Annotated in this window: 20 protein-coding genes; 9 read left to right on the forward strand and 11 right to left on the reverse strand. The window is 68.1% G+C overall.

What is annotated here, in order from left to right; genetic code table 11:
• Positions 1-9: 9 nt before the first annotated feature.
• The gene (ligA, locus tag AVL48_RS10210) at positions 10-2,001 is read left to right on the forward strand and encodes an NAD-dependent DNA ligase LigA (RefSeq protein WP_061987525.1); all 1,992 of its coding nucleotides are present in this window, start codon (positions 10-12) and stop codon (positions 1,999-2,001) included.
• Between the two features lie 69 nt (positions 2,002-2,070).
• Here ligA and AVL48_RS10215 read toward each other — a convergent pair whose 3' ends face one another.
• The 4 genes from AVL48_RS10215 to AVL48_RS10230 are packed head-to-tail and all read right to left on the reverse strand — an operon-like array spanning position 2,071 to position 6,965.
• Positions 2,071-3,207 carry a family 2 encapsulin nanocompartment cargo protein terpene cyclase gene (locus AVL48_RS10215; RefSeq protein ID WP_061987574.1) on the reverse strand — a complete coding sequence of 379 codons (1,137 nt, stop codon included), beginning with the start codon at positions 3,205-3,207 and terminating at the stop codon, positions 2,071-2,073.
• Positions 3,208-3,241: 34 nt separating this feature from the next.
• Positions 3,242-4,105 (reverse strand): geranyl diphosphate 2-C-methyltransferase, encoded by an 864-nt coding sequence (locus AVL48_RS10220; RefSeq protein ID WP_061987523.1) that lies wholly within the window; start codon positions 4,103-4,105, stop codon positions 3,242-3,244.
• 53 nt (positions 4,106-4,158) lie between these two features.
• Positions 4,159-5,547, reverse strand: a complete 1,389-nt coding sequence (locus tag AVL48_RS10225) for a family 2B encapsulin nanocompartment shell protein (protein WP_061987521.1) — start codon at positions 5,545-5,547, stop codon at positions 4,159-4,161.
• A complete protein-coding gene (locus AVL48_RS10230; RefSeq protein ID WP_061987519.1) occupies positions 5,544-6,965 on the reverse strand; it encodes a family 2B encapsulin nanocompartment shell protein in 1,422 nt (473 codons plus the stop codon). The genes AVL48_RS10225 and AVL48_RS10230 overlap by 4 nt, the downstream gene beginning before the upstream one ends.
• 497 nt (positions 6,966-7,462) lie before the next feature.
• On the opposite strand from AVL48_RS10230, the gene cmtR reads away from it, so the two are divergent.
• The 3 genes from cmtR to AVL48_RS10245 are packed head-to-tail and all read left to right on the forward strand — an operon-like array spanning position 7,463 to position 9,094.
• Positions 7,463-7,804, forward strand: a complete 342-nt coding sequence (cmtR, locus tag AVL48_RS10235; RefSeq protein WP_061987517.1) for a Cd(II)/Pb(II)-sensing metalloregulatory transcriptional regulator CmtR — start codon at positions 7,463-7,465, stop codon at positions 7,802-7,804.
• Positions 7,801-8,469, forward strand: a complete 669-nt coding sequence (locus AVL48_RS10240; RefSeq protein WP_177242312.1) for a cation efflux transmembrane domain-containing protein — start codon at positions 7,801-7,803, stop codon at positions 8,467-8,469. Before cmtR ends, AVL48_RS10240 begins: the two co-directional genes overlap by 4 nt.
• A gap of 10 nt (positions 8,470-8,479) precedes the next feature.
• Entirely contained in the window at positions 8,480-9,094 is a 615-nt protein-coding gene (locus AVL48_RS10245; protein WP_061987515.1) for a class I SAM-dependent methyltransferase, read from the forward strand.
• Positions 9,095-9,476: 382 nt separating this feature from the next.
• Here AVL48_RS10245 and AVL48_RS10250 read toward each other — a convergent pair whose 3' ends face one another.
• Positions 9,477-10,493 carry an endo-1,4-beta-xylanase gene (locus AVL48_RS10250; RefSeq protein ID WP_244162551.1) on the reverse strand — a complete coding sequence of 339 codons (1,017 nt, stop codon included), beginning with the start codon at positions 10,491-10,493 and terminating at the stop codon, positions 9,477-9,479.
• Positions 10,494-10,531: 38 nt separating this feature from the next.
• Between AVL48_RS10250 and AVL48_RS10255 the strand changes: the two genes are divergently transcribed.
• Positions 10,532-11,581 (forward strand): LacI family DNA-binding transcriptional regulator, encoded by a 1,050-nt coding sequence (locus AVL48_RS10255; RefSeq protein WP_061987513.1) that lies wholly within the window; start codon positions 10,532-10,534, stop codon positions 11,579-11,581.
• A gap of 462 nt (positions 11,582-12,043) precedes the next feature.
• Here the strand turns inward: AVL48_RS10255 and AVL48_RS10260 are convergent, their stop codons facing one another.
• The 3 genes from AVL48_RS10260 to AVL48_RS10270 are packed head-to-tail and all read right to left on the reverse strand — an operon-like array spanning position 12,044 to position 15,116.
• Positions 12,044-12,862 (reverse strand): carbohydrate ABC transporter permease, encoded by an 819-nt coding sequence (locus AVL48_RS10260; protein ID WP_061987511.1) that lies wholly within the window; start codon positions 12,860-12,862, stop codon positions 12,044-12,046.
• Positions 12,862-13,827 carry a carbohydrate ABC transporter permease gene (locus AVL48_RS10265; RefSeq protein ID WP_061987509.1) on the reverse strand — a complete coding sequence of 322 codons (966 nt, stop codon included), beginning with the start codon at positions 13,825-13,827 and terminating at the stop codon, positions 12,862-12,864. The genes AVL48_RS10260 and AVL48_RS10265 overlap by 1 nt, the downstream gene beginning before the upstream one ends.
• On the reverse strand, positions 13,824-15,116 hold the full coding sequence (locus AVL48_RS10270; protein ID WP_061987507.1) for an ABC transporter substrate-binding protein: 1,293 nt from the start codon (positions 15,114-15,116) through the stop codon (positions 13,824-13,826). The genes AVL48_RS10265 and AVL48_RS10270 overlap by 4 nt, the downstream gene beginning before the upstream one ends.
• Positions 15,117-15,249: 133 nt before the next feature.
• Here AVL48_RS10270 and AVL48_RS10275 point away from each other — a divergent pair, with 133 nt between their 5' ends.
• The 3 genes from AVL48_RS10275 to AVL48_RS40805 are packed head-to-tail and all read left to right on the forward strand — an operon-like array spanning position 15,250 to position 19,204.
• Positions 15,250-16,284, forward strand: coding sequence for a LacI family DNA-binding transcriptional regulator (locus AVL48_RS10275; RefSeq protein ID WP_061987505.1), 1,035 nt, complete (start codon positions 15,250-15,252; stop codon positions 16,282-16,284).
• Positions 16,281-18,575, forward strand: a complete 2,295-nt coding sequence (locus tag AVL48_RS10280) for a beta-xylosidase/alpha-l-arabinosidase (protein WP_061987503.1) — start codon at positions 16,281-16,283, stop codon at positions 18,573-18,575. Before AVL48_RS10275 ends, AVL48_RS10280 begins: the two co-directional genes overlap by 4 nt.
• Entirely contained in the window at positions 18,572-19,204 is a 633-nt protein-coding gene (locus AVL48_RS40805; RefSeq protein ID WP_074038247.1) for a GDSL-type esterase/lipase family protein, read from the forward strand. The genes AVL48_RS10280 and AVL48_RS40805 overlap by 4 nt, the downstream gene beginning before the upstream one ends.
• Here the strand turns inward: AVL48_RS40805 and rraA are convergent.
• Together rraA and AVL48_RS10300 are read right to left on the reverse strand one after the other, a co-directional pair.
• Positions 19,194-19,679: a ribonuclease E activity regulator RraA gene (gene rraA / locus AVL48_RS10295; RefSeq protein WP_061987497.1), complete on the reverse strand. Its 486-nt coding sequence runs from the start codon at positions 19,677-19,679 to the stop codon at positions 19,194-19,196. The genes AVL48_RS40805 and rraA overlap by 11 nt on opposite strands.
• The gene (locus tag AVL48_RS10300; protein ID WP_061987495.1) at positions 19,676-20,281 is read right to left on the reverse strand and encodes a TetR/AcrR family transcriptional regulator; all 606 of its coding nucleotides are present in this window, start codon (positions 20,279-20,281) and stop codon (positions 19,676-19,678) included. The genes rraA and AVL48_RS10300 overlap by 4 nt, the downstream gene beginning before the upstream one ends.
• Positions 20,282-20,342: 61 nt before the next feature.
• On the opposite strand from AVL48_RS10300, the gene AVL48_RS10305 reads away from it, so the two are divergent.
• Positions 20,343-20,591: a hypothetical protein gene (locus tag AVL48_RS10305; RefSeq protein ID WP_244162552.1), complete on the forward strand. Its 249-nt coding sequence runs from the start codon at positions 20,343-20,345 to the stop codon at positions 20,589-20,591.
• 1 nt (position 20,592) lies between these two features.
• On the opposite strand, the gene AVL48_RS10310 is transcribed toward AVL48_RS10305, so the two are convergent.
• Entirely contained in the window at positions 20,593-21,129 is a 537-nt protein-coding gene (locus AVL48_RS10310) for a hypothetical protein (RefSeq protein ID WP_061987493.1), read from the reverse strand.
• Positions 21,130-21,138: the final 9 nt, after the last annotated feature.

The following is a 21,138-nucleotide window of genomic DNA, read 5'->3' on the forward strand; positions in this document are numbered from 1 at the left end:
CTCTGCCCCGTGAACGCTCGGGACCGCATCCAGGAACTCGCCGATCAGATCGTCGTCCTTCGCGACGCCTACTACCGGGGCTCGCCGAAGGTGGCCGACGCCGAGTACGACGCGATCGAGGACGAATTGCGGGGTCTCATCGAGGCCGACCCCGAGCTGACCCCGGATCCGAATCCACTCGACCAGGTCGGCGCGCCCGCCGTGCTGCACGCGCCCATCCGGCACTCGCGCCCGATGCTGTCGCTGGAGAAGGCGACCAAACCCGAGCAGGTCGCGGCGTTCTTCGCCCGCTTCCCCGGCCAGTCCGTGGTGGTCATGCCGAAGCTGGACGGTCTGTCGTTGGCGCTGGTTTACGAGAACGGGCGACTCGCGCGTGCGGTGACCCGCGGTGACGGGACCACCGGCGACGACGTGACCATGCTGGTGCGGGCGCTGACCGACGGCGTCCCGGACAAGGTCGACGCACCCGGCCGGGTCGAGGTCCGTGGTGAAGCGGTCATGCTGCGCTCCACCTTCGCCGCCTACAACAAGGCGCATCCGGACAAGCCGCTGATCAACCCCCGCAACGCCGCCGCGGGCACACTGCGCGCCAAGGACCCGGCCACCGTCGCCGAACGACGTCTGCGGTTCTTCGCCTTCGACCTGACCACCGAACCCGACAGCGCGGAAACCGACCTGGACGGCGCGCTGCGGACACTCGGGTTCACCGCCGCCGACATGCGCCACTGCGACGACGCCGAGGCCGCGCAAGCGGTCATCACGACGATCGAGCAGCAACGCAACGAGCTGGATTACGACCTCGACGGTGCCGTGCTGCGCCTGGCCGATCGCGACGCCTACGCCGCCGCCGGAACCCGGTCGAGCTCACCTCGCGGCGCGATGGCGTTCAAGTTCGCCGCCGAGGAGAAGACGACCGTGCTCACCGACGTCGTCTGGGACGTCGGCAAGACCGGCAAGATCGCGCCCGTGGCATGGCTGGAGCCGGTGTTCGTCGGCGGGACCACCGTCACTCGCGCGACACTGGCCAACCAGGAGGTCATCCGCGCTCGCGGCATCAAGATCGGCGACACCGTGCTGGTGCGGCGCGCCGGCGACGTCATCCCGTTCGTCGCGGGTGTCCTGGACGCCGCCAAGCGCACCGGCGAGGAGCGCGAGATCGTGCCGCCGTCGGTGTGCCCGTCCTGTGACGAGCCGCTGACCGAACAGGGCAACAGCCGGGAACTGTTCTGCACCAACGTCGCCTGTCCCGCACAGACCGTACGGCGGCTGATCCACTGGGCCTCGCGGGCGGCAGCGGACATCGACGCGATCGGCGGTGTCTGGATCGAGCGGCTCGCCGAGGCCGGGATTCTCGAACACCCGTCGGACTTCTACCGGCTCACCAAAGAGACATTGCTGGAGTTCGACCGCATCGGCGAAATCTCCGCCACCCGCATGATCGAGTCGATCGACGCGAGCCGGGCCGTCGGCCTGCGCCGGGCGCTGATCGGGCTGGCGATCCCGATGGCGTCCGAAGGCACGGCCGCACGCCTTTGCCGTGCCGGTTTCGGTTCGCTGGAAGCGGTCCTCGATGCGGGCGAGGAAGGGCTCGTGGCCGTCGAGGACATCGGCCCCAAGGTGGCCGCTTCGCTGATCGAGCACCTCACCCGGTTGCGTCCCGAACTCGAACGGCTGCGGGAGGTCGGTGTCTCGCTCGACGTTCGTGAAGAGGACCTTCCGCCGGTCGTCGTGGCCGGTGCGCCGCTGGAGGGCAAGACCGTCGTGGTCACCGGGTCGATCAGTGATCCCCGTTCCGGGGAGAAGGTGCCGCGCCCGACCTTCCAGCGGTTGTGCGAGAAGGCGGGCGCGACCATCGCGTCGTCGGTTTCGGCGAATACGGACCTGCTCATCACCGGCGCCGACGTCGGGGCGAGCAAGCTCACCAAGGCCGAGAAGCTCGAAGTCGAGGTCGTCGACCAGGGCGTGATCTGGCAGCAGCTGATCGCGGCAGGTGTCGTCTAGCCTCCTTTCTCCCCGCATTTCGTCCTCTGAATGCGGAGGTTCGTGTCGCGAACTACCGCATCCAGAGGACTAAATGCCGGGTTTCGTGCGGTACCGAGGGCTCGTCGAGTGCCATTCGAACCCGCCGCCCATCCATCCCCGTAAGCCACGCAGAAACCGTTGCAGTTCCACGGAAGGAACCCCGCTCAGCCGCTCGTGCGCCGCCTGGAAGTCGCGGACGACGTCGTTGTGCAGTTCGACGGTGATCGCCGTGGCCTCCTCGATCGAGCATTTCCGGTCTCCGGCGATCAGCAAGACCGCGTTGCAAGGCGGCGACTCGTCCTCCAGATCCTTGGCGACCGAGTGCACGTCGTTGACGAGCACGGACGCCGTGCCCGCCTGGATCGCCGCCTCGCGGACCCTCGGGTCGTAGTAGAGGTTCGACGTCAGTTCGTAGCCGCCGAGGACGTCGATCAGCGTCATCGACGTGTAGAAACTGTCGTGCTGCCGCGCCGCGAGATACTCCCACGCCGGCGGGTATTTCCCACTGTGGCGCCATGCCGCGTAGGCGGTCCAGCTCACGAACATCGCGAAGGTCGAATAGCAGACGCGTTGAACCTGGGCGGCCGTCCCGGCTCGCCGCAGGAAGTCCGTCCCCGAGTTCAGCGCCACCAGCACCCGGTCGTTCCGCAGCGTTTCGTCGAGGTCGCGGCTGAATTCACCCAGCGACGGCACCGGGTCCATGGCGGCCATCGCCAGCGCGAGCTTCGGCGGCAGTTCCGCCGGAACAGCGCCGAGCGAGGTGTCGTCGGCGTACAGATCGTCCGCCGCCCACCACGCCGCGTTGAGCCGTGCGGAGATCAGCAGCCGGTCGGGATCCTCACAGTCCGGGTGGGCGAGCATGACCAGCCTGCCGAAGCCCGCCTTCCCGATCTGCTCGCACTCCTCCTCGCCGAAACCGCACTCACCCGCCCACGCGACCAGCCTCCGGTCGACCTCCGCCGCGAGCGGATCGTTGATCCGTTCGGTGACCGGGCAGTACAGCGGCGGCGCCGACCCGTCACCCCACGGCCGGTAGGCGTATCCGGGGTCGAGCCCGGATACGGGCCCCGGTGGCAGCGGGGTCTCCGCCGGGGTGTGTGCGAGCCGGGCCGCCAGGCGCGCGGCGGACGTTCCCAGTCCACTCGGCCCGGCCAGAAGCGTGGCCAGAGCGCCATGTTCCGTCATCGCGGTCACTCCGATGGTCTCGGTGGATGCGGGATCAGACGCGGTCCGCGGCGATGAGCAGGTAGTGGAAACTCCCTTCGCGGTAGGCGTCGAGGAACGGTCCCTCGATCCCGGTCGCCACCGACGACTTCGCCCGCAGCTCCCAGTACGGGATCGTGTCCGCCGTCAGGTCCACCACCGAGATCGGCACCAGGTCGTTCGCCGTCATCGCCTTGAAGTACTGGCTGCGCGGATGGATGTTGCAGGTGTAGTGCTGGTCGATCTGCGCGACGGCCTTGGACCGCCCACCGGTCACGTCGTTGTAGCACCCGGTGATGGTGACGTAGCGCCCGCCGAACTCCAGTTGCCGCGCGTGTTCGGCGAAAAGTTCGTAGAGGTCCACGTACATGGTGCTTTCGTTGTTCCAGATCGCCTTGCGCGAGCCGGTTTCGAAGCCGGTGTCGAGCATGTTGCGGAAGTGGTAGCGCACCTTGTCGGCGACCCCGCGGATCTCCGCCTGGTGATTGGCGAACTCGACCTGCTTCTCCGAGATCGAGATCCCGTCGACGTGACAGCCGAACCGCGCGTTGGCCATGATGCTGGACCCGCCGCGTCCGCAGCCGGCGTCGAGGAGCCGGTCGCCCGGTTTGACGTCGCCGAGGTGATCGAGCAGGACGTCCGCCTGCGCGGTCTCCAGCCGGTGCATCTCGGCGATGATCCGCTCGTCACGGGTGCTCTCCGGCCCCTCCAGCACCGACCAGTCGACCTCACCCACCCCGTAGTGGTGGTGGTAGAGCCCGTCCACGTCGCCCAGCCGCAGGTTGACCGGGTCCTTCTCCTTGTTCCAGTACGACGCCACCGACTTCTGGTATTCGGTGCGCAGAACCTTGGTGGGAGCGGGCGTACGGGCGACTGTCACGTGGGTGGTCCTTTCTCGGTTGTTCAAGTGCGGTGTCGATGTGGATCGAGGGGTCACCGGGCGACCTCGACGTTCTCCAGGACGCCGAGCGCGTCGGGTACGAGTACGGCGGCCGAGTAGTAGGTACTGACCAGATAGGTGGCCACGGCCTGCTCGGTGATGCCGTCGAACCGCACGTTCAGACCGGGCTCGTACTCGTCGGGCAGACCGGTCTGATGCAGCCCGACCACGCCGTTGTCCTCCAACCCGGTCCGCATGGCGAGGATCGACGACGTCCCCGCGTCGGTGATCGGGATCTTGTCGCAGGGCAGCAGCGGCACCCCGCGCCACGCGGCGACCACCTTGCCGTCGACCGTGGTGCCCTCCGGGTACAGGCTGCGGCGCGTGCATTCCCGCCCGAACGCGGCGATCGCGCGCGGATGGGCGAGGAAGAACTTCGTCTTGCGGCGGCGGCTGACGAGTTCGTCCATGTCGTCGGGCGTAGGCGGGCCCGACCGGGTCTGGAACCGCGATTTCAGATCGGCGTTGTGCAGCAGGCCGAACTCACGGTTGTTGATCAGGTCGTGCTCCTGCCGCTCCCGCAGCGCCTCCACGGTCAGCCGGAGTTGCTCGTCGAACTGGTTCATCGGCCCGTTGTAGAGATCGGTCACCCGTGTGTGCACCCGCAGCGACGTCTGGGCGACGGCCAGGTCGTACTCGCGCGGTGAGGTCTCGTAGTCGACGAACGTGCCCGGCAGCGGCGGCTCGCCGTCGTGTCCGGACGACATCCCGATCTCCGCCTCACCCTTCGCGTTCTGGGGTTTGGTCCCCCGCGCCAGCATGTCCTGCACATGACGGCGCATCGCCTCGGACCTGCCGTTGAGGTCGGCGAAGTCGCCGGCGCGCAGGGTCAGCACGATCACCGGGGTGATGGCCTTGACCGTGTACGGCCAGTTCCGCTCGATCCCGGCGAGCGTCTCCTCGCCGAAATGATCACCGTCGGCCATGCTGCCGATGGTCGACTCGCCGCCGTACTCGCCAGGCGCCACCTTGACCACCTTGCCGTGCGCGACCAGCACGACCTCGTCGAGCGGGGTGCCGTGGCGGACGATCGTCTCGCCGGGCCGGTACTCGTGCTGTACGAACCGGTCGGCGAGCGCGGTGAGCGTATCCTCGTCGTCGAACCCCCGCAGCAGCGCCAATTCCGCCAGCTCCTGCGGGACGACCCGGACCTCGGCGCCGACGTTGGTGAAGCTCACCCGCCCGTCGCCGATGGCGTAGGTCAGGCGCCGGTTGACCCGGAAGGTGCCACCTTTCGTCTCGACCCAGGGCAGCAGCTTCAGCAGCCAGCGCGGCGTGATGCTCTGCATCTGCGGCCGCGTCTTGGTGGTCGTCGCCAGATTCCGCGCTGCCGCGGGGCTGAGACTCGACCGCCGGTCGACCTCCGGCGTCGTGGCCGTCATCCTTCGCGGCCGAGTTCGGCGGCTTCGAGCACGGCCAGCGCGTCCGGTACGAGCACGGCGGCGGAGTAGTACGTGCTGACGAGGTAGGAGATGATCGCCTGCTCCGAGATCCCCATGAAGCGGACGTTCAGGCCCGGCTCGTACTCGTCGGGCAGGCCGATCTGACGCAGGCCGACCACGCCCTGGTTCTTCTCGCCGGTGCGCATCAGCAGCACGGAACTGGTGTTGCTCTGGCTCACCGGGATCTTGTTGCACGGCAGGATCGGGATCCCGCGCCAGGACGGCACCTTGTGCCCGCCGAGGTCGGCGCCGGTGGGGTAGATACCGCGTTTGCTGCACTCACGGCTGAACGCGGCGATCGTGCGCGGATGCGCGAGGAAGAAGCCGGGTTCCTTCCACACCAGCGCGAGCAGGTCGTCGAAGTCGTCCGGGGTCGGCGGGCCGGTGCGCGTGGCGATCCGCTGGGTGAAGTCGGCGTTGTGGAGCAGGCCGAAGTCCGAGTTGTTGATCATCTCGTATTCTTGCCGCTCACGCAGCGCCTCGATGGTCAGGCGGAGCTGCTGCTCGGTCTGGTCCATCGGCTGGTTGTAGAGGTCGGAGACCCGGCTGTGCACCCGCAGCACGGTCTGGGCGACACTCAGCTCGTATTCCCGCGGTGAGGTCTCGTAGTCGACGAACGTGCCCGGCAGCAGCGGCTCGCCGTCGTGGCCGGAGGAGATGTCGATCTCGGCCTCGCCGAAGTCGTTGGACCGCCCGGTGTCCTGCGACGCCAGCTCGATCTGCGCCTGCAGTGATTCGGACTGCTCCAAAACCTGCTCGAAGGCCTGGCGGCTCAGCGTCAGCACGGTGCAGACGGTGGCAGCCTTGGCGGTGAACTCCCAGATACCGTCGCCGTCGACGAGCGCCTGGGCGCCGAAGTAGTCGCCGTCCTTGACCACGCCGAGCGCGGTCTCGTCGCCGTAAGGCCCGGGGCCCGTCTTGGTGATCTTGCCGTGCGCGATGAGGTAGACCCGGTCGGCGCGATGCCCGAATTCGACGAGCACGTCGCCGGCGGCCACCTCCTGCTGTTCGAAGCGGCGGGCGAGTTCGGCGAGGACCTCTTCGTCGTCGTAACCTTTGAGGGGCTTCAGTTCCCCGAGTTCCGCCGGGATCACGCTCACAGTGGCACCGGTCTTCGAGAACGTCACCCGTCCGTCGCCGACCGCGTAATTGAGCCGCCGGTTGACCCGATAGGCGCCACCGTTGACCTGGACCCATTCGAGCATCTTCAGCAGCCACCGGGACGAGATTCCCTGCATCTGCGGGACGGTTTTGGTCGTGGTCGCCAGGTTGCGCGCGGCGGCCCGACCCAAACTCAGCTGCGGATTTCCCGGCCCCTGGACACCTTCGGCGGAAGTGTCCGATTCGGTCACGGTCACAGCAAGGTCCACCCTTCGATAGTCATGTGAACAAACAAGATCCACGAACCGCGGCGGGCCGGTATTCCCCGAGGTGACGGCCCCGCAGGGATCAACATAGCAAGGCGTTTTGCCCGCACAAGCGCACTTTCGGGTAATGCGAAAAGGCCACCCGAATGCCGATTCAGGCATTGCCGCCGAAAGATCTTCTCATCGTGACTCGTCAATTTAAAACGCTCACGCAATCGGGTCAGTCCCAGCCCTGAGGTGTTATGCGAAGCCCTCGCGAAACTCCCGGCGGTGCCGGTGATGCGGCCGTTGGAGTGGGCAGGGCGATCACTTTCGGGTCGACGCCCCGCACATGTTCGACGGCGACTTGACAGACAGCGACGAAACAGAGGGTCGCGTTCGGACACCCCGTCGTGTCAGTCACTCCCGCGCGGCCACCATGTTCCGGTACGGACGGGTCATAGTTCAGTCCTTGCTGATATATCAGCGGTGGCTGTACTGTCCTGGCTGTGCTGACGTGTGAAACCCACGGTGCCGCGCTCGCCCGGCTGGGACGTGCCCTCGCCGACCCGAACCGGTGCAAGATCCTGGTCGCCTTGCTCGACGGTGTGAGCTACCCCGGTCAGCTGGCCGTCCAACTCGGACTGAGCCGGTCCAATGTGTCCAACCACCTCGCCTGTCTGCGGGGCTGCGGCCTGGTCGTGGCCACCTACGAAGGCCGCCAAGTTCGCTACGCGCTGGCCGACGGGCATCTCGCCCGCGCACTCCGTGAACTGGTCCAGGTCGTGCTCGCCGTCGACACGGCCGAGCCCTGCATCGAGGACGACACCAGCCTCCGGGTGCTCCGATGACCGAACGCGCTCTTCCCGTCGAGACCGGTGGCTGCACGGATGGCTGCTGCACCACGGTGTCCACAGTGGACCCGAATCGGCGCGCCCTGCTGTCACGGCGGGTGCGGCTCCTGGTCGCGGCGACGATCACCTACAACGTCATCGAGGCCGTCGTCGCCATCTCGGCAGGCACCATGGCCTCCTCGACCGCGCTGATCGGCTTCGGCCTGGACTCGGTCATCGAAGTCGCCTCCGCCACGGCGGTCGCCTGGCAGTTCTCCGGAGCGGACCCTGAAGCCCGTGAACGCACCGCGCTCAAGATCATCGCGGTGTCCTTCTTCGCGTTGGCCGCCTACGTCACCGTCGAGTCCGTACGCACCCTGTTCGGCGCCGACCAGGCCGAGCACTCAGGAGTCGGCATCGTGCTGGCGGCGATCTCACTGCTCGTGATGCCGTTCCTCTCCCTCGCTCAGCGCCGCGCCGGCCGAGAACTCGGCTCAGCGAGTGCCGTCGCCGACTCGAAACAGACCTTGCTCTGCAGCTGTCTTTCCGGTGTGCTGCTCGTCGGGTTGCTGCTCAACAGCCTCCTCGGCTGGTACTGGGTGGACCCGCTGGTCGCGCTCGTCATCGCCGCCGTCGCGATCAAGGAAGGCCGCGAAGCCTGGCGCGGCGAGCACTGCTGCTGAAAGGAGCGTCATGACCCGGTCCGCGCGCTGGAACCGCTACTGGGACGGCAAATCGCGGAACTACGACCGGGAGATGCAGTTCCTCGACCGGAAGCTCTTCGGCGATTCCCGGGAATGGGCCTGCGGTCAGGCCACCGGAGACGTCCTCGAGGTCGCCGTCGGGACAGGACTGAACCTGCCGCTCTACCCCGACGGCGTCACCCTCACCGGCGTCGACCTCAGCGACGGCATGCTCGCCATCGCCCGCGGCCGCGCCGAACGCATCGGCCACCCGGTCACCCTCCGGCGGGCCGACGCCCACGACCTGCCCTTCGAGGCCGGTTCGTTCGACACCGTGGTCTGCACGCTCGGGCTCTGCGCGATCCCGGACCACGACAAGGCGTTGCGGGAAATGGCCCGCGTCCTCCGGCCCGGTGGACGGCTCATCCTGCTCGACCACATCGCGAGTTCGACGCGCGCGATCCGCGGCCTGCAATGGCTCACGGAGAAGATCACCGTGCCGATGGCCGGCGAGCACTTCCTTCGCCGCCCGGCGGAAATGATCGGCGCGCTCGGCCTGGCCGTCGAGAAGCAGGAGCGGTTCAAACTCGGGCTGGTGGAGCGGCTCGTCGCGACCAGGGGGTGACCGGGGACGCCGGTGTCCGCACAGTCACGACTCCTCGAAGGTGCCGGCGGGAGCGGACTTCACCCGGTTTCACGAGCAGGTGGTGAGTGCTAATGAGGGGTAAGACAAACGTGGCGTGACAGAGTCTTGTGGCGCGAGGGCTCACCGGGATGCGGCGGCGTCACCAGTCACACCGGTGGCGCGGGAAGTACATGATGGCCCCCTTCCTTGCGCCTAGCGCAAGGAAGGGGGCCATCATGTACTTCGAAGGTTCGCGCCGAGGCACGGCGCGCTGCCGTGTGGGCTGCCTCGGTCGCGAAAGGTCGTGAAGGCCTCCTTCCCTACGTTCAAGGTAGGAAAGGAGGCCTTCACGGACCAACCTCACTCACGACCCCGAAGGGACTCAGGGGTTGATGCGGGTGTAGGCCGGTTTCGGCCGCAGGTTGGTGTCGAACAGGCACGCCGCGCCCTGTCCGGGGAACGTGTCCGGCACCCACGAGTGGCGGTCGGTGAAGCCCCAGGTCGTGAACTCCACGCACCGCGCCACCGCGTGGCACCCGTCCCAGAGCTGCTTGAAGTAGCTCGCCTGCGTGTTCAGCTTGGTGCTGTCGGGGGGCATCGGGATGCGGACGTCGGCCTCGGTGATGGCGACGTCGACACCCAGCGCGGCGAACCGGGCGAGGTTCGCCTGGTAGCCGCCGGGGAAGCCGTACTGAGTGGCCAAGTGCGCCTGGAAGCCGACGCCGTCGATCGGCACGCCTTGCTGTTTCAGCGTCTGCACCAGGTTGTACAGGGCGTCGCTCTTCGCGTTGAGCCCTTCGGTGTTGTAGTCGTTGATGTACAGCTTCGCGGACGGATCCGCCGCGCGGGCCCAGCGGAACGCGTCGGCGACGTAGCCGTCACCGAGTTTCCGCTGGAATACCGACGCCCGGCGGGTGCCGTCGTCGTCGAACATCTCGTTCACCACGTCCCAGGCCCGGATCTTGCCTTTGTACCGGCCCATTTCCGTGGTGATGTGCCGCTGCACCACCGACCGCAGCTCACCGGCGCCGACGTTGTTCATCCAACCGGGCAGCTGGCTGTGCCAGACGAGGGTGTGCCCGCGGACCGACTTGCCGTTTCGCTGGGTGTAGTCGACGATCGCGTCCGCGCCGGACCAGTTGTACTGGCCCCGGTCCGTCTCGACGACACCCCATTTCATCTCGTTTTCGGGGGTGACGTTGTCGAATTCGCGGGTGAGCACGGAACGGTAATCGACTTCACTGGCGAGGTGATTCGCCGCGACTGCGCTGCCGACGTAGCGATTCGTGATGTCCTTCAGCGGACCGGCGGCCGAAGCCGGGGTCGAGTTCCACACCGAAATACCCGCGACGGCGACCAAAAGAGCGACCGCTCGTCTTGTCGAGAACGTGTTCTTCATGGGTCTCCTTTTCGTTGATAAGACGTAGAATCACTGACATGTCAACGGAACCTCGGATCACCATCAGCCGGATAGCCGCCGAAGCCGGCGTGTCCGTGCCGACCGTTTCCAAGGTCGTCAACGGTCACTCCGACGTCGCCGACGAAACCAGGGCGAGAGTGGAGGAATTGATCCGTAAATACGGCTATCGGCGCCGTGCCGACCAAAGATCACAGCGGTCACGTCTGCTGGAATTGATGTTCCACGAAATCGAAAGCACCTGGGCGCTGGAAATCATCCGTGGTGTGGAGAACGTCGCCCGCGAGAACGGGATGTCGGTCGTCCTCGCGGAATCTTCCGGCCGCCACACGCCCGCGCACGACTGGCTGGAAAGCGTGCTCACCCGCCGCCCGGTCGGCATCGTCTCGGTCTGTTCCGACCTCACCGCCGGCCAGCTGGCGAAACTGCGCTCCCGTGACATCCCGCTGGTGGTGATCGACCCCGCCGGGCAACCCGGTCCGGAGACGCCTTCGGTCGGCACGACCAACCGGCAGGGCGGGCTGGCCGCCACCCGGCATCTGCTCGACCTCGGCCACCGGCGGATCGCGGTGATCGGTGGTCCGGACGGCGTCCTGTGCGGTCGCGCCAGGATCGACGGCTACCGCGCCGCGTTGGAGGCGGCCGGGCTGGCCTTCGATCCGGCTCTGGTGCGCCGCGGCGACTTCCACCCGCGTTCCGGCTACCGGCAGCTGACCTCATTGCTCGCCCTGCCCGACCGGCCGACGGGCGTGTTCGCCGGCAGTGACCTGCAGGCGCTCGGCGTCTACGAGGCCGCACGTGACGCGGGCCTGCGCATCCCGCACGACCTGAGCGTCATCGGCTTCGACGATCTGCCGCTCGCCTGCTGGCTGACCCCGGAACTGACCACGATCCGCCAGCCGTTGCGGCAGATGGCCGTCGCCGGAGCCCGGCTCGCCCTCTCGCTCGCCAGGGGCCGGGTACCGGAGAGCCACCGCATCGAACTCGCCACCAGCCTCGTCGTCCGCGACAGCACCGCTCCGCCGGCCGGCCATGTGCCCAGCCGGAGGCGTTCGGGCGGCCCGAGGTAACGCCGTAGATGACGCCGCGCTGGTCACTGCCGGTGAGGACGAGCCTGCCGTCGACGACCTGGCTGAGCGACGTCTCCCACTTCCCCGCGATCCCGGTGACGTCCAGCTTCCGCGCGGCCACGAGGTCGTCGACCGGCGGACTGTGCCCGAGCGTGCCGATCAGCACGACCGGGCCGGAAGCGGGGATCCGGTCGAACACCAGCTCCGGCCGGATCCCGGTGACCCGCTCGATGTCGTCCCGGAGATCACCGGCCACGCGGCGGACTCCCGGTTTGTCACGGGAGCTCACCACCAGTGTCGCCGCCTTGCCCCGCGCGACCAGCGGGAATCCGCCCTTCTCCGGTGCCGCCTCGGCGACTTCCGGAGCGAAGGCGGTACCTGCGCCCAGCACGGCGAGCAGCCGCAGGAAATTCCTGCGGTGCAGGGGTTGCTCGTCGGACGTCATCTTCGACCTCCTGGAAACTAGCCCTTCACGGATCCGGTCAGTCCGCCGACGATGCGGCGTTCGGCGAGCACGAAGAACGCGAGTGCGGGGATCATCGACAGCGCGGTGAACGCGAGCACGCGCGCGGTGTCTTGCGAGTACTGGGATTGGAACGTCGCCACCCCGAGCGGCAGCGTGAAGTTCGCGGAGTCGTTGAATACCAGCAACGGCAGCAGATAGAAGTTCCAGCTGGTCACGAACGCGAGAACGGCGACGGTGGTCAGGGCGGGCGCGGACAGCGGCAGCAGGATCCGCCAGAAGAAGCCGAGCCTGCTCGCGCCGTCGAGTACGGCGGCGTCCTCGATCTCCCCGGGGATCGCCCGCATGAACGGCCGCAGGATCACGATGGTCACCGGCAGCGAGAACGCCGCTTCGGGGATCGCCACGCCCCAGAAACTCTCCAGCATTCCCAGTTGGCGCAGCCACAGGTACAGCGGCAGGGTCGCCACTCCGAGCGGGAAGAGGAGGCCGAGGGTGAACAGCGTGTAGAGGCCCTCGCGGCCCTTGAAGTCGTACCGCGACAACGCGTACCCGGCCATCGAGCCCAGCACGACGGTCAACGTGGTCGCGATGACCGCGATCAGCGCGCTGTTGCCCAGGAAAGTCCAGAACGCCGACGAGCCGAGGATCGCCGCGTAGTTGTCCCATACCCACGGATCCGGCAGGCCCGCGGGTGAGGCGTTGATCTGCGCGGTGGTGCGGAACCCGCCCAGTACCACGAACAGCAGCGGCACCACGGTGATCCCGAGGACGGCGATCGCGGCGACGTATCCGATCGGCGTCCCGGCGCGGCGCATCAGCCCACCATCCTGGTCAGGGCGCCGTCGGTGTCGCGACGCAGGGCGAAACGCTGATACAACAACGCGAAGAGGAAACAGACCACGAACAGGATCACCGCGACGGCGCTGCCGAACCCGAACTCGTACCGTTTGAACCCGTGGTCGACCAGGTAGGTCGCCATGGTCGCCGACGAGTTGGCCGGACCGCCTAGAGTCATGATCCACACCAGGTCGAACAGCTGCAGTGAGCCGATCACCGACAGGAACACCCAGATCCGGATGGTGGGTCCGAGCAGCGGCAGCACCACATGCCGGGTGGTCTGCCAGGCCGATGCGCCGTCGAGCGCGGCCGCTTCCCGTATTTCGGCGGGCACGCCCTGGAGCCCGGCCAGCAACAGGATGATGCCGAAGCCGATGTACTTCCAGGTGATCACCGCGAACAGTGTGTAGAGGACGATCCCCGGGTCGGCGAGCCAGTGCTGGACCAGTCCGCCGAGGCCGATTCCGCGCAACGTCTGGTCCACGAAGCCGTTCGGCTGCAGCATCAGCAGCCAGATGACCGCGGTGATCGCCTCCGACAGCACGTACGGCGCGAACACGAGGGCGCGGAGGACGGCTCGGCCGCGTAGTTTGCGGTTGAGCAGCAGCGCGAGCGCGATGGACAGGGGCAGTTGGACCCCAATGGACAGGCCCGCGATGATCAGGTTGTGCCCAATGGCGCCCTGGAACACCGAGCCCGACAGGGCGTCGGTGTAGTTGTCGAGACCGACGAAGTCGTCGAGCGGACCGAAACCGTTCCACTCGTAGAGGCTGTAGAACACCGCGATCCCGATCGGGACCAGCACGAACCCGACGAACAGCACGAGCGCTGGTCCGAGCAGGAACGCCAGTTCCAGCTTCCTGCGGGTTCCTGGTCGCCGCGTCCGGACCGCGGGTGCGGGCGGCCGCGCCGCCGCCCGCACCCGCGTGTCCGTCGCCGTCACTTGTCGCCCGCCGCGGCCTTGTTCACCGCGTCGACGATGCTTTCCGGGGTGCCCTGCCCGGCGAAGAAGTCCGCGACGGCGTCGTTGAGCGCGGCACCCACCGCGGTCGGGAACGCCTTGTCGAAGTACATCTGCAGGTACGGCGCCTTCTGCCCGTAGTCGAAGACGGTCTTCAGCGACTCGGTCTTGAGGGACTTGGCCGCCGAAGCGGTCATCGGCAGTCCGGCGCCCTTCGCCGCGAGCTGGTTCTGCACCGGCTCACTGCCGAGGTACTGCAGGAAGTCCGCGCAGGCCTTGGCCGCGCGGGTGGTGCAGGAGAAACCGTCGCCGCCGCCGAGCACCGCGGCCGGATCACCGGCCCCGCCCGGGACCGATGGGAACGGGAACCAGCCCACCTTCGAGTCGAGGTCCTTGTCCTCGGTGAGCGAGGACATCGTGCCGGGCTCCCAGTCGCCCTGCAGTTCCATCGCCGCCTTGCCGTTGGCCACCAGCCCCGCCGAGCTGCCGGCGCCCTGCTGGGCCGGCGTGCCGGTGAACCCGGGCTGGAACGGCTGCGTGGCCAGGAACGCCTGGAGGTCGCGTCCGGCCTTGGTCCAGCACGGATCCTCGAGTTTCACCGCTTTGACCGACTGCTTCAGCGTGTCGGCCGAGCAGGCCCGCAGGGCGAAGTAGTTCCAGTAGAAGGCGTCCGGCCAGCGATCCTTGCCGCCGACCGCGATCGGCGTGATACCCGCCTGCTTGAGCTTGGCGACGGCGGCGTTGAGTTCGTCCATGGTGGACGGCGGCGCGGTCACCCCCGCTTGCGCGAAAAGGTCCTTGCGGTACCAAAAGCCGACGAAGTGCTGCTCCCACGGGATCCCGTACTGCTTGCCGTCGACCTGCCAGCTCTCGGCGAGTTTGCCCACCGAGCCGAGCCAGCCCTTCGCCGCGTCGGTCAGATCCGCGACCTTGCCCGAGGTGGCCTGTGAGGCCAGTTCACCGCCGCCCCAGGACTGGTAGACGTCCGGCGGCTCGTTCGACTGCAGGGCGAGCGGGACCTTGGTGGTGAACTCCTCGTTCTGCAGCGGCTGCCCCTTGATCGTCACCTCGGGATGGGCCTTCTGGTAGTCGGCGACGACCTGGGCCCAGATCGATTTGATCGGGTCGGTGGTGCCGTTGTGCCACCAGGTGAGGGTGACCGGCCCGCTGGGCTCGGCCGCGGTCTCGGTGCCCCCGGAGCAGCCGGCGATCGCGAGCGGGACGGCCGCCGCGAGCGCGGCGGCGGCGGGGATTCGGCGGTTCGAAAACATGGTGAGTCCACTCCTGACGACTTCGGCCGAGTAGGACGGGGCGTGACTGCGCCCGGACTGGCGATGAGTTTGCGCGCATCAAATTCCTATGTCAATCGTTGTCGATAACGTTTTACATGGCTAGTCTGAGCACATGCAGCCCAGTTCGAGGGTCACGATCCGTGACGTCGCGGCTCGTGCCGGCGTCTCCGTGGCCACGGTGTCCAAAGTGATCAACGACCGCTACGGCGTCGCCGCCGCGACCCTGGCCAAGGTCCGCGCGGTGATCGACGAACTCGGTTACGAGGCGAGTCTGGTCGCCCAAAGCCTGCGCAACCACAAGACGAACGTGATCGGGATCCTGGTCGCCGATCTCGAACCGTTCTCCACCGAATTGCTCAAGGGCGCGGCGGACGCCATCCGGGGCACCGGCTACGAACTCGTCGTGTACTCGGCGGGCGGCCGCACCGGTGACCTGTCGGGCTGGGAAAAGCGTTACCTGTCAAGACTTTCCGGTACGCTGGTCGACGGCGCGGTGCTGGTCACGCCGGTGGCCTCGCTGGAGGCTGTCCCGGGCACCCCGGTGGTGGCGGTCGATCCGCACACCGGCCCGTCGACGGTGCCGACCATCGATTCCGACAACCTGCGCGGCGCGCAGCTGGCGACCCGGCATCTGCTGGATCTCGGCCACCGCCGCATCGGTTTCCTCGCCGGGCGGCCGGATCTCGAATCGGCCGAACTGCGCAAGACCGGGTACCTGCGGGCGCTCACCGCGGCGGGCGTGCCGATCGACGAGGACCTGATCCGGCTCGGCGCCTATGATCCGGAGATCTCCGCCCGGTCGGCGCGCGAACTGCTGACCAGCGAAAATCGGCCGACGGCGGTGTTCGCCGCCAACGACATCTCGGCGATCGCGACCGTCGGAGCCGCCGCGGACCTCGGCTTCTCCGTGCCGGACGACCTGTCGGTGGTCGGCTTCGACAACGTCCCCGAGTCCGCCCTGTGCACCCCGCCACTGACCACAGTGGACCAGCCCATTCGCGAGATGGGCCATCGCGCCATCACTCTGCTGATCTCGCTGATCAGTGGGGAGCCCGAGGAACGAACCCACATCACCCTCTCCACCGGTCTGGTGGTGCGCCGCTCGACGCGCGCCCTCGACACTCAGACGAAGGACGGACGGCCTTGACCACGCAGCCCAGCGCGTCACCCCGGCCATGGCACGACCCGACCGCGGATCCGGCGGACCGGGTCCGTGCGCTGCTGGACCGGATGACCTTGCGGGAGAAGCTCGCTCAGCTCTACGGCGTCTGGGTCGGCATCGACTCCGGTGGCGAGATGGCACCGCACCAGCACGACTTCGCCGAGGCGGCCCTGGACTGGGACGATCTCGTGCGGCACGGGATCGGTCAGCTGACCAGGGTGTACGGCACCCGGCCGGTCGATCCGGTGATCGGCGCGCGCAGCCTGGCCCGCACCCAGCGGGAGATCGTCGCGCGCGGCCGGTTCGGCATCCCGGCGCTGGTACACGAGGAGACGCTCACCGGTCTCGCCGCCTGGCAGGCCACGGTCTACCCCTCACCGCTGTGCTGGGGAGCGAGTTTCGACCCCGATCTCGTGTATCGCATGGGGGCACGGATCGGCGAAACGATGCGCCGTCTGGGCGTCCACCAAGGACTCGCCCCGGTCCTCGACGTCGCCCGTGACCTGCGCTGGGGACGGGTCGAGGAGACCATCGGCGAGGATCCGCATCTGGTCGGCACGATCGGCGCCGCTTATGCCGCCGGGCTCGAATCCGCCGGCGTGATCGCGACACTGAAGCATTTCGTCGGCTACTCGGCTTCACGCGCCGGTCGCAACCTCGCGCCGGTGTCGGTCGGGCCGAGGGAACTGGCCGACGTCCTGCTGCCGCCGTTCGAGATGGCGCTGCGCGCGGGCGCCCGGTCGGTGATGAACGCCTACATCGACAACGACGGCGTCCCTTCCGCCGCGGACACCGCTTTGCTCACGGATCTGTTGCGCGACACCTACGGTTTCGAGGGAACCGTGGTCGCGGACTACTTCTCCGTGTCGTTCCTGTACAAGCTGCACGGTGTCGCGGCCGGTCGCGGTGAGGCCGCCGGGCAGGCGCTGACCGCCGGGATCGACGTGGAACTGCCCACTGTGGACTGTTACGGCGAGCCGTTGCTCGCCGCGGTGGAGCAGGGCGCGGTCGATGCCGCCGTCGTCGATCGCGCCCTGGAGCGGGTGTTGCGGCAGAAGTGCGAACTCGGCCTGCTGGACGAGGACTGGGCACCGGAGGTTCCGGACGAGGTCGAGCTCGATGATCCGGAATCCCGCGCGCTGGCGAGGGAAATCGCCGAACGTTCGATCGTGCTGCTGCGCAACGACGGCATCCTCCCGCTCTCCCCCGGCCGCCGGATCGCGGTGGTCGGCCCACGGGCGCACGAACCGGGCGCGATGCTCGGTTGCTACTCGTTCCCGATGCACGTCGGCGTGCACCATCCGGAGGTGCCGTTCGGGGTATCGGTTCCGACCGTGCTGGACGCGCTCGGTGAGGACCACGAAGTCACCTACGCTCTCGGCTGCCCGGTGCTCGGCGGCGAGGACGAGGACATCGCCGCCGCCGTCGCCGCGGCCAAGGAGGCTGAGCTCTGCGTCGCGGTGCTGGGCGATCACGCGGGCCTGTTCGGCGGCGGCACCTCGGGTGAGGGGTGTGACGCTTCGGACCTCAAGCTTCCCGGACGTCAGGAAGAGTTGCTCGAAGCCCTGCTCGGGACCGGGACGCCGGTGGTCTTGGTGCTCCTTTGCGGACGGCCGTACGAGCTTTCGCGGCAGGCCGACCGCCTCGCCGCGATCGTCTGCGGGTTCTATCCCGGCGAAGAGGGCGCGGTCGCGCTGGCGAGTGTCCTCAGTGGACGGATCAATCCGTCCGGCAGGCTCCCGGTCGGATTTCCCGGCGAGGAGGCGTCCCAGCCGTCGACCTACCTCACCGCGCCGCTCGGCCTGCGCAGTGAGGTCAGCACGGTCGACCCGACCCCGCTTTTTTCGTTCGGGCACGGGCTTTCTTACGCCGCCGTCGACTGGGACGACGTCGCGGTGTCGGATCCGGCGTGGCCGACCGATGGCCAGTGCCGGCTCCGGGTGACGCTGAGCAACGGAACCGACCGGGCCACGACCGAGGTCGTCCAGGTCTACCTGCACGACCCGGTGGCGGAGGTCGCCCGGCCGGTCCAGCAGCTGATCGCGGCGAAGCGGGTCGATTTGGCCCCCGGCGCGACCGAGGTCGTCGAGATCGGGCTGCACGCCGATCTGACCTCCTACACCGGACGGGCGGGCAAGCGGATCGTCGAACCCGGTGACGTCGAACTGCGGGTCGGGACGTCGAGTGCGCGGATCGTCGCGACCCTCCCCTGCACGTTGACCGGTCCGCGCCGCGAGGTCGGCTTCGACCGGGTTCTGGCACCGGATTTCGGATGAGACGTAACTGGCTCGTCAGCCTGCTCGCGGTACTGGCGGTGGTGACCGCCGGCGCTCCGGCGTCCGGTCAGCAGTCCCCGGCGGCCGCGCGGCAGCGGCGCCGAGGTGTTCGGTCCGAAGAGGACGGAGGCGGTGGTCGTCGTCGGCGACTCGCTGACCGACGGCCGAGGGTCGAGAGTCGACCACCAACGGGAACGACCGATGGCCGGATCGGCTGGGCTGTCCGGGGTCGCCGTGCTGAACCAGGCCGCGTCAACGACATCGGCACCGCGGCCGCGACACCGGAAGCGCGACGGCAGGTGGCTGCCGACCTGATCGACGTCTACGACCAGATCGTGGTCCGGGCTCAAGCGCACGGGATCCGCGTCCACGGCGCGACGTTGACCCCGTTCGGTGGCAACACCGGCTACGACGCCCCGGCTCGCGAAGCCACCCGGCAGACGGTCAACACCTGGATCCGCACGAGCGGCCGGTTCGACGCCGTGCTGGATTTCGACCGGGTCGCGCGCGATCCGCAGGTCCCGTCACGGCTGCTGCCCGCTTACGACGTCGGCGACCATCTGCATCTCAGCCCGGCCGGATACCGGGCGCTGGCAGACAGCGTCCCGGCGAGCGTGTTCAGGCGGTGATCGCGGGGAGGATCACGACGCCGTCGTCGTCGGAGTAGAGCGTGTCGCCGGGAGTGAAGGTCACTCCCCCGAAGCCGACCGGCACGTCGACGGCTCCGGCGCCCGCCTTGGAACTCTTGCGCGGGTTGGTACCGAGAGCCTTCACTCCGAGCGGGAGTTCGGCCAGTTCGGCGCTGTCGCGGACCGCGCCGTTGACGACCACACCCGCCCAGCCGTTCTCGACGGCGGATTTCGCGATCATGTCGCCGGTGAGCGCGCTGTGCAGGGAACCGCCGCCGTCGACCACCAGGACGCGGCCCTCGCCCGGAGTGGCGAGCAGCTTCTTGACCAGGCCGTTGTCCTCGTGACAGGAGACCGTCCGGATCGGGCCGGAGAACTTCCGGTGCCCGCCGAACTGGCGGAATTGGGTGTCGCAGACGCGCAGCCGGTCGCCGTGCTCGTCGACGAGGTCGGCGGTGGTGAAGGAATCGATCACGGCGTCTGAGTGTAGGTGGGGAACACCGAGTCCAGCACGTGGGTGAGGATCGCGGCGGGATCGGCGGCCGGGGCCACCGTCTGACGCAGTGCGAGGCCGATACCCAAAGCGCCCAGCATGACGACAGCCTGGTGCAGCGGCATCGCCGATTCGAGACCCAGACGCTTCGCATGCTCGTCGAGCAGGGCGACGACCTCGTCGTCGTGACGCCGCTGGATGGCGGCGATCATCGCGGCGTTCTCGGGTTGCTGCGCCGTCGCGGCGAGCACTTCGGCGGCCGTCGCGCTCCATTTGGCCGCGTCCTTGTCCGCCACGTCGACCGGCGCCAGTGCCGCGATCACGTCGTCACGGGTGGCGGCCTTGGTGAGAGCTTCCCGCAGTCCTTGGAGATGGGTCTCGGCACTGGCTTCGATGATCGCCAGCCACAGCCCTTCCTTGCCGCCGAAATGTTTGTAGACGGCGCCGCGGGTGTAGCCGGCGTCGGCCGCGATCTCCTCGACCGTCGCCGCCAGGAAGCCACGCCGCAGGAACACCTGCCGTCCGGCGTCCAAGAGGTGCTCGTGGGTGCGTCGCTGCTGCTCGGCCCGGGTCAGCCTGGTCATCGTCCGCCAATTCAGTAACACTACGTTTCTGGAAACACGATGTTACTGTAGCGTGGATGCCATGGAGTTCTTGGCCCCCTTGGCCGCGTTTCTCAGCCTGCCGCTCTTCCTGGCCGGGTTCGCGTGGTACGCCGCGCGTGCCCGGCGTTGCGGCGTCAGTCAGTCCTTGCTGGCGCCGATCGAGGAGATCTGGGATCCGATCTCGCACAAGACCAACATCGAGATCCAGATCGAGGCCGAGCGAAGTCCCGAGACGCCGTCACCCGGCGACCCGCCCGTATTCCGGTGGCGAGACGGTCGCGGCGCCTGAGTCACGCGGCGACCAGCTGCGCCCGTGCGTTCAGGATCAGGTCGGCGACTCGCTGGGCGTCGGCGACCTGGTGCAACTCCAGCGCCGGCGGCGCCCATGCGCCACGGAGTTCGTTCTCACGAACTCGCGCCCGGCTCCAGCGGCTGCCGAACACGATCGTGCCGACGCCCGTGTCGTCGGCACGCACCCGAGGTTCCGAGGGGAGCCAGGTGAGCCAGACCCACCGGAACTCCGAGCCGTTCAGCCAGTTCGCGGCGAAGACGATCCGCTGATTCGTGACCAGGTACGTCGTGACCCCTGCCCGGGAACGCCGGTCGAGCAGTCGCTGGTACGCCACGCAGAAGAAGGCGATCAGGAGCCCGCCCAACATCGGCGCCGCCGTGCTGTCGTCGAAGACGATCAATTGCAGGGCGACGATCGCAGGGAAAACCACGACCGACAACACCAGCGCCGTGTGCTCCGGAAACCACTTCTGCCGCCGCTGGGGCGAACCGCTCCACAGCAGGACTTCGCCTTCATTCAACGGATACTTCTGCATCGAACCTCC

Source organism: Amycolatopsis regifaucium (assembly GCF_001613935.1).
Taxonomy (GTDB): domain Bacteria; phylum Actinomycetota; class Actinomycetes; order Mycobacteriales; family Pseudonocardiaceae; genus Amycolatopsis; species Amycolatopsis regifaucium.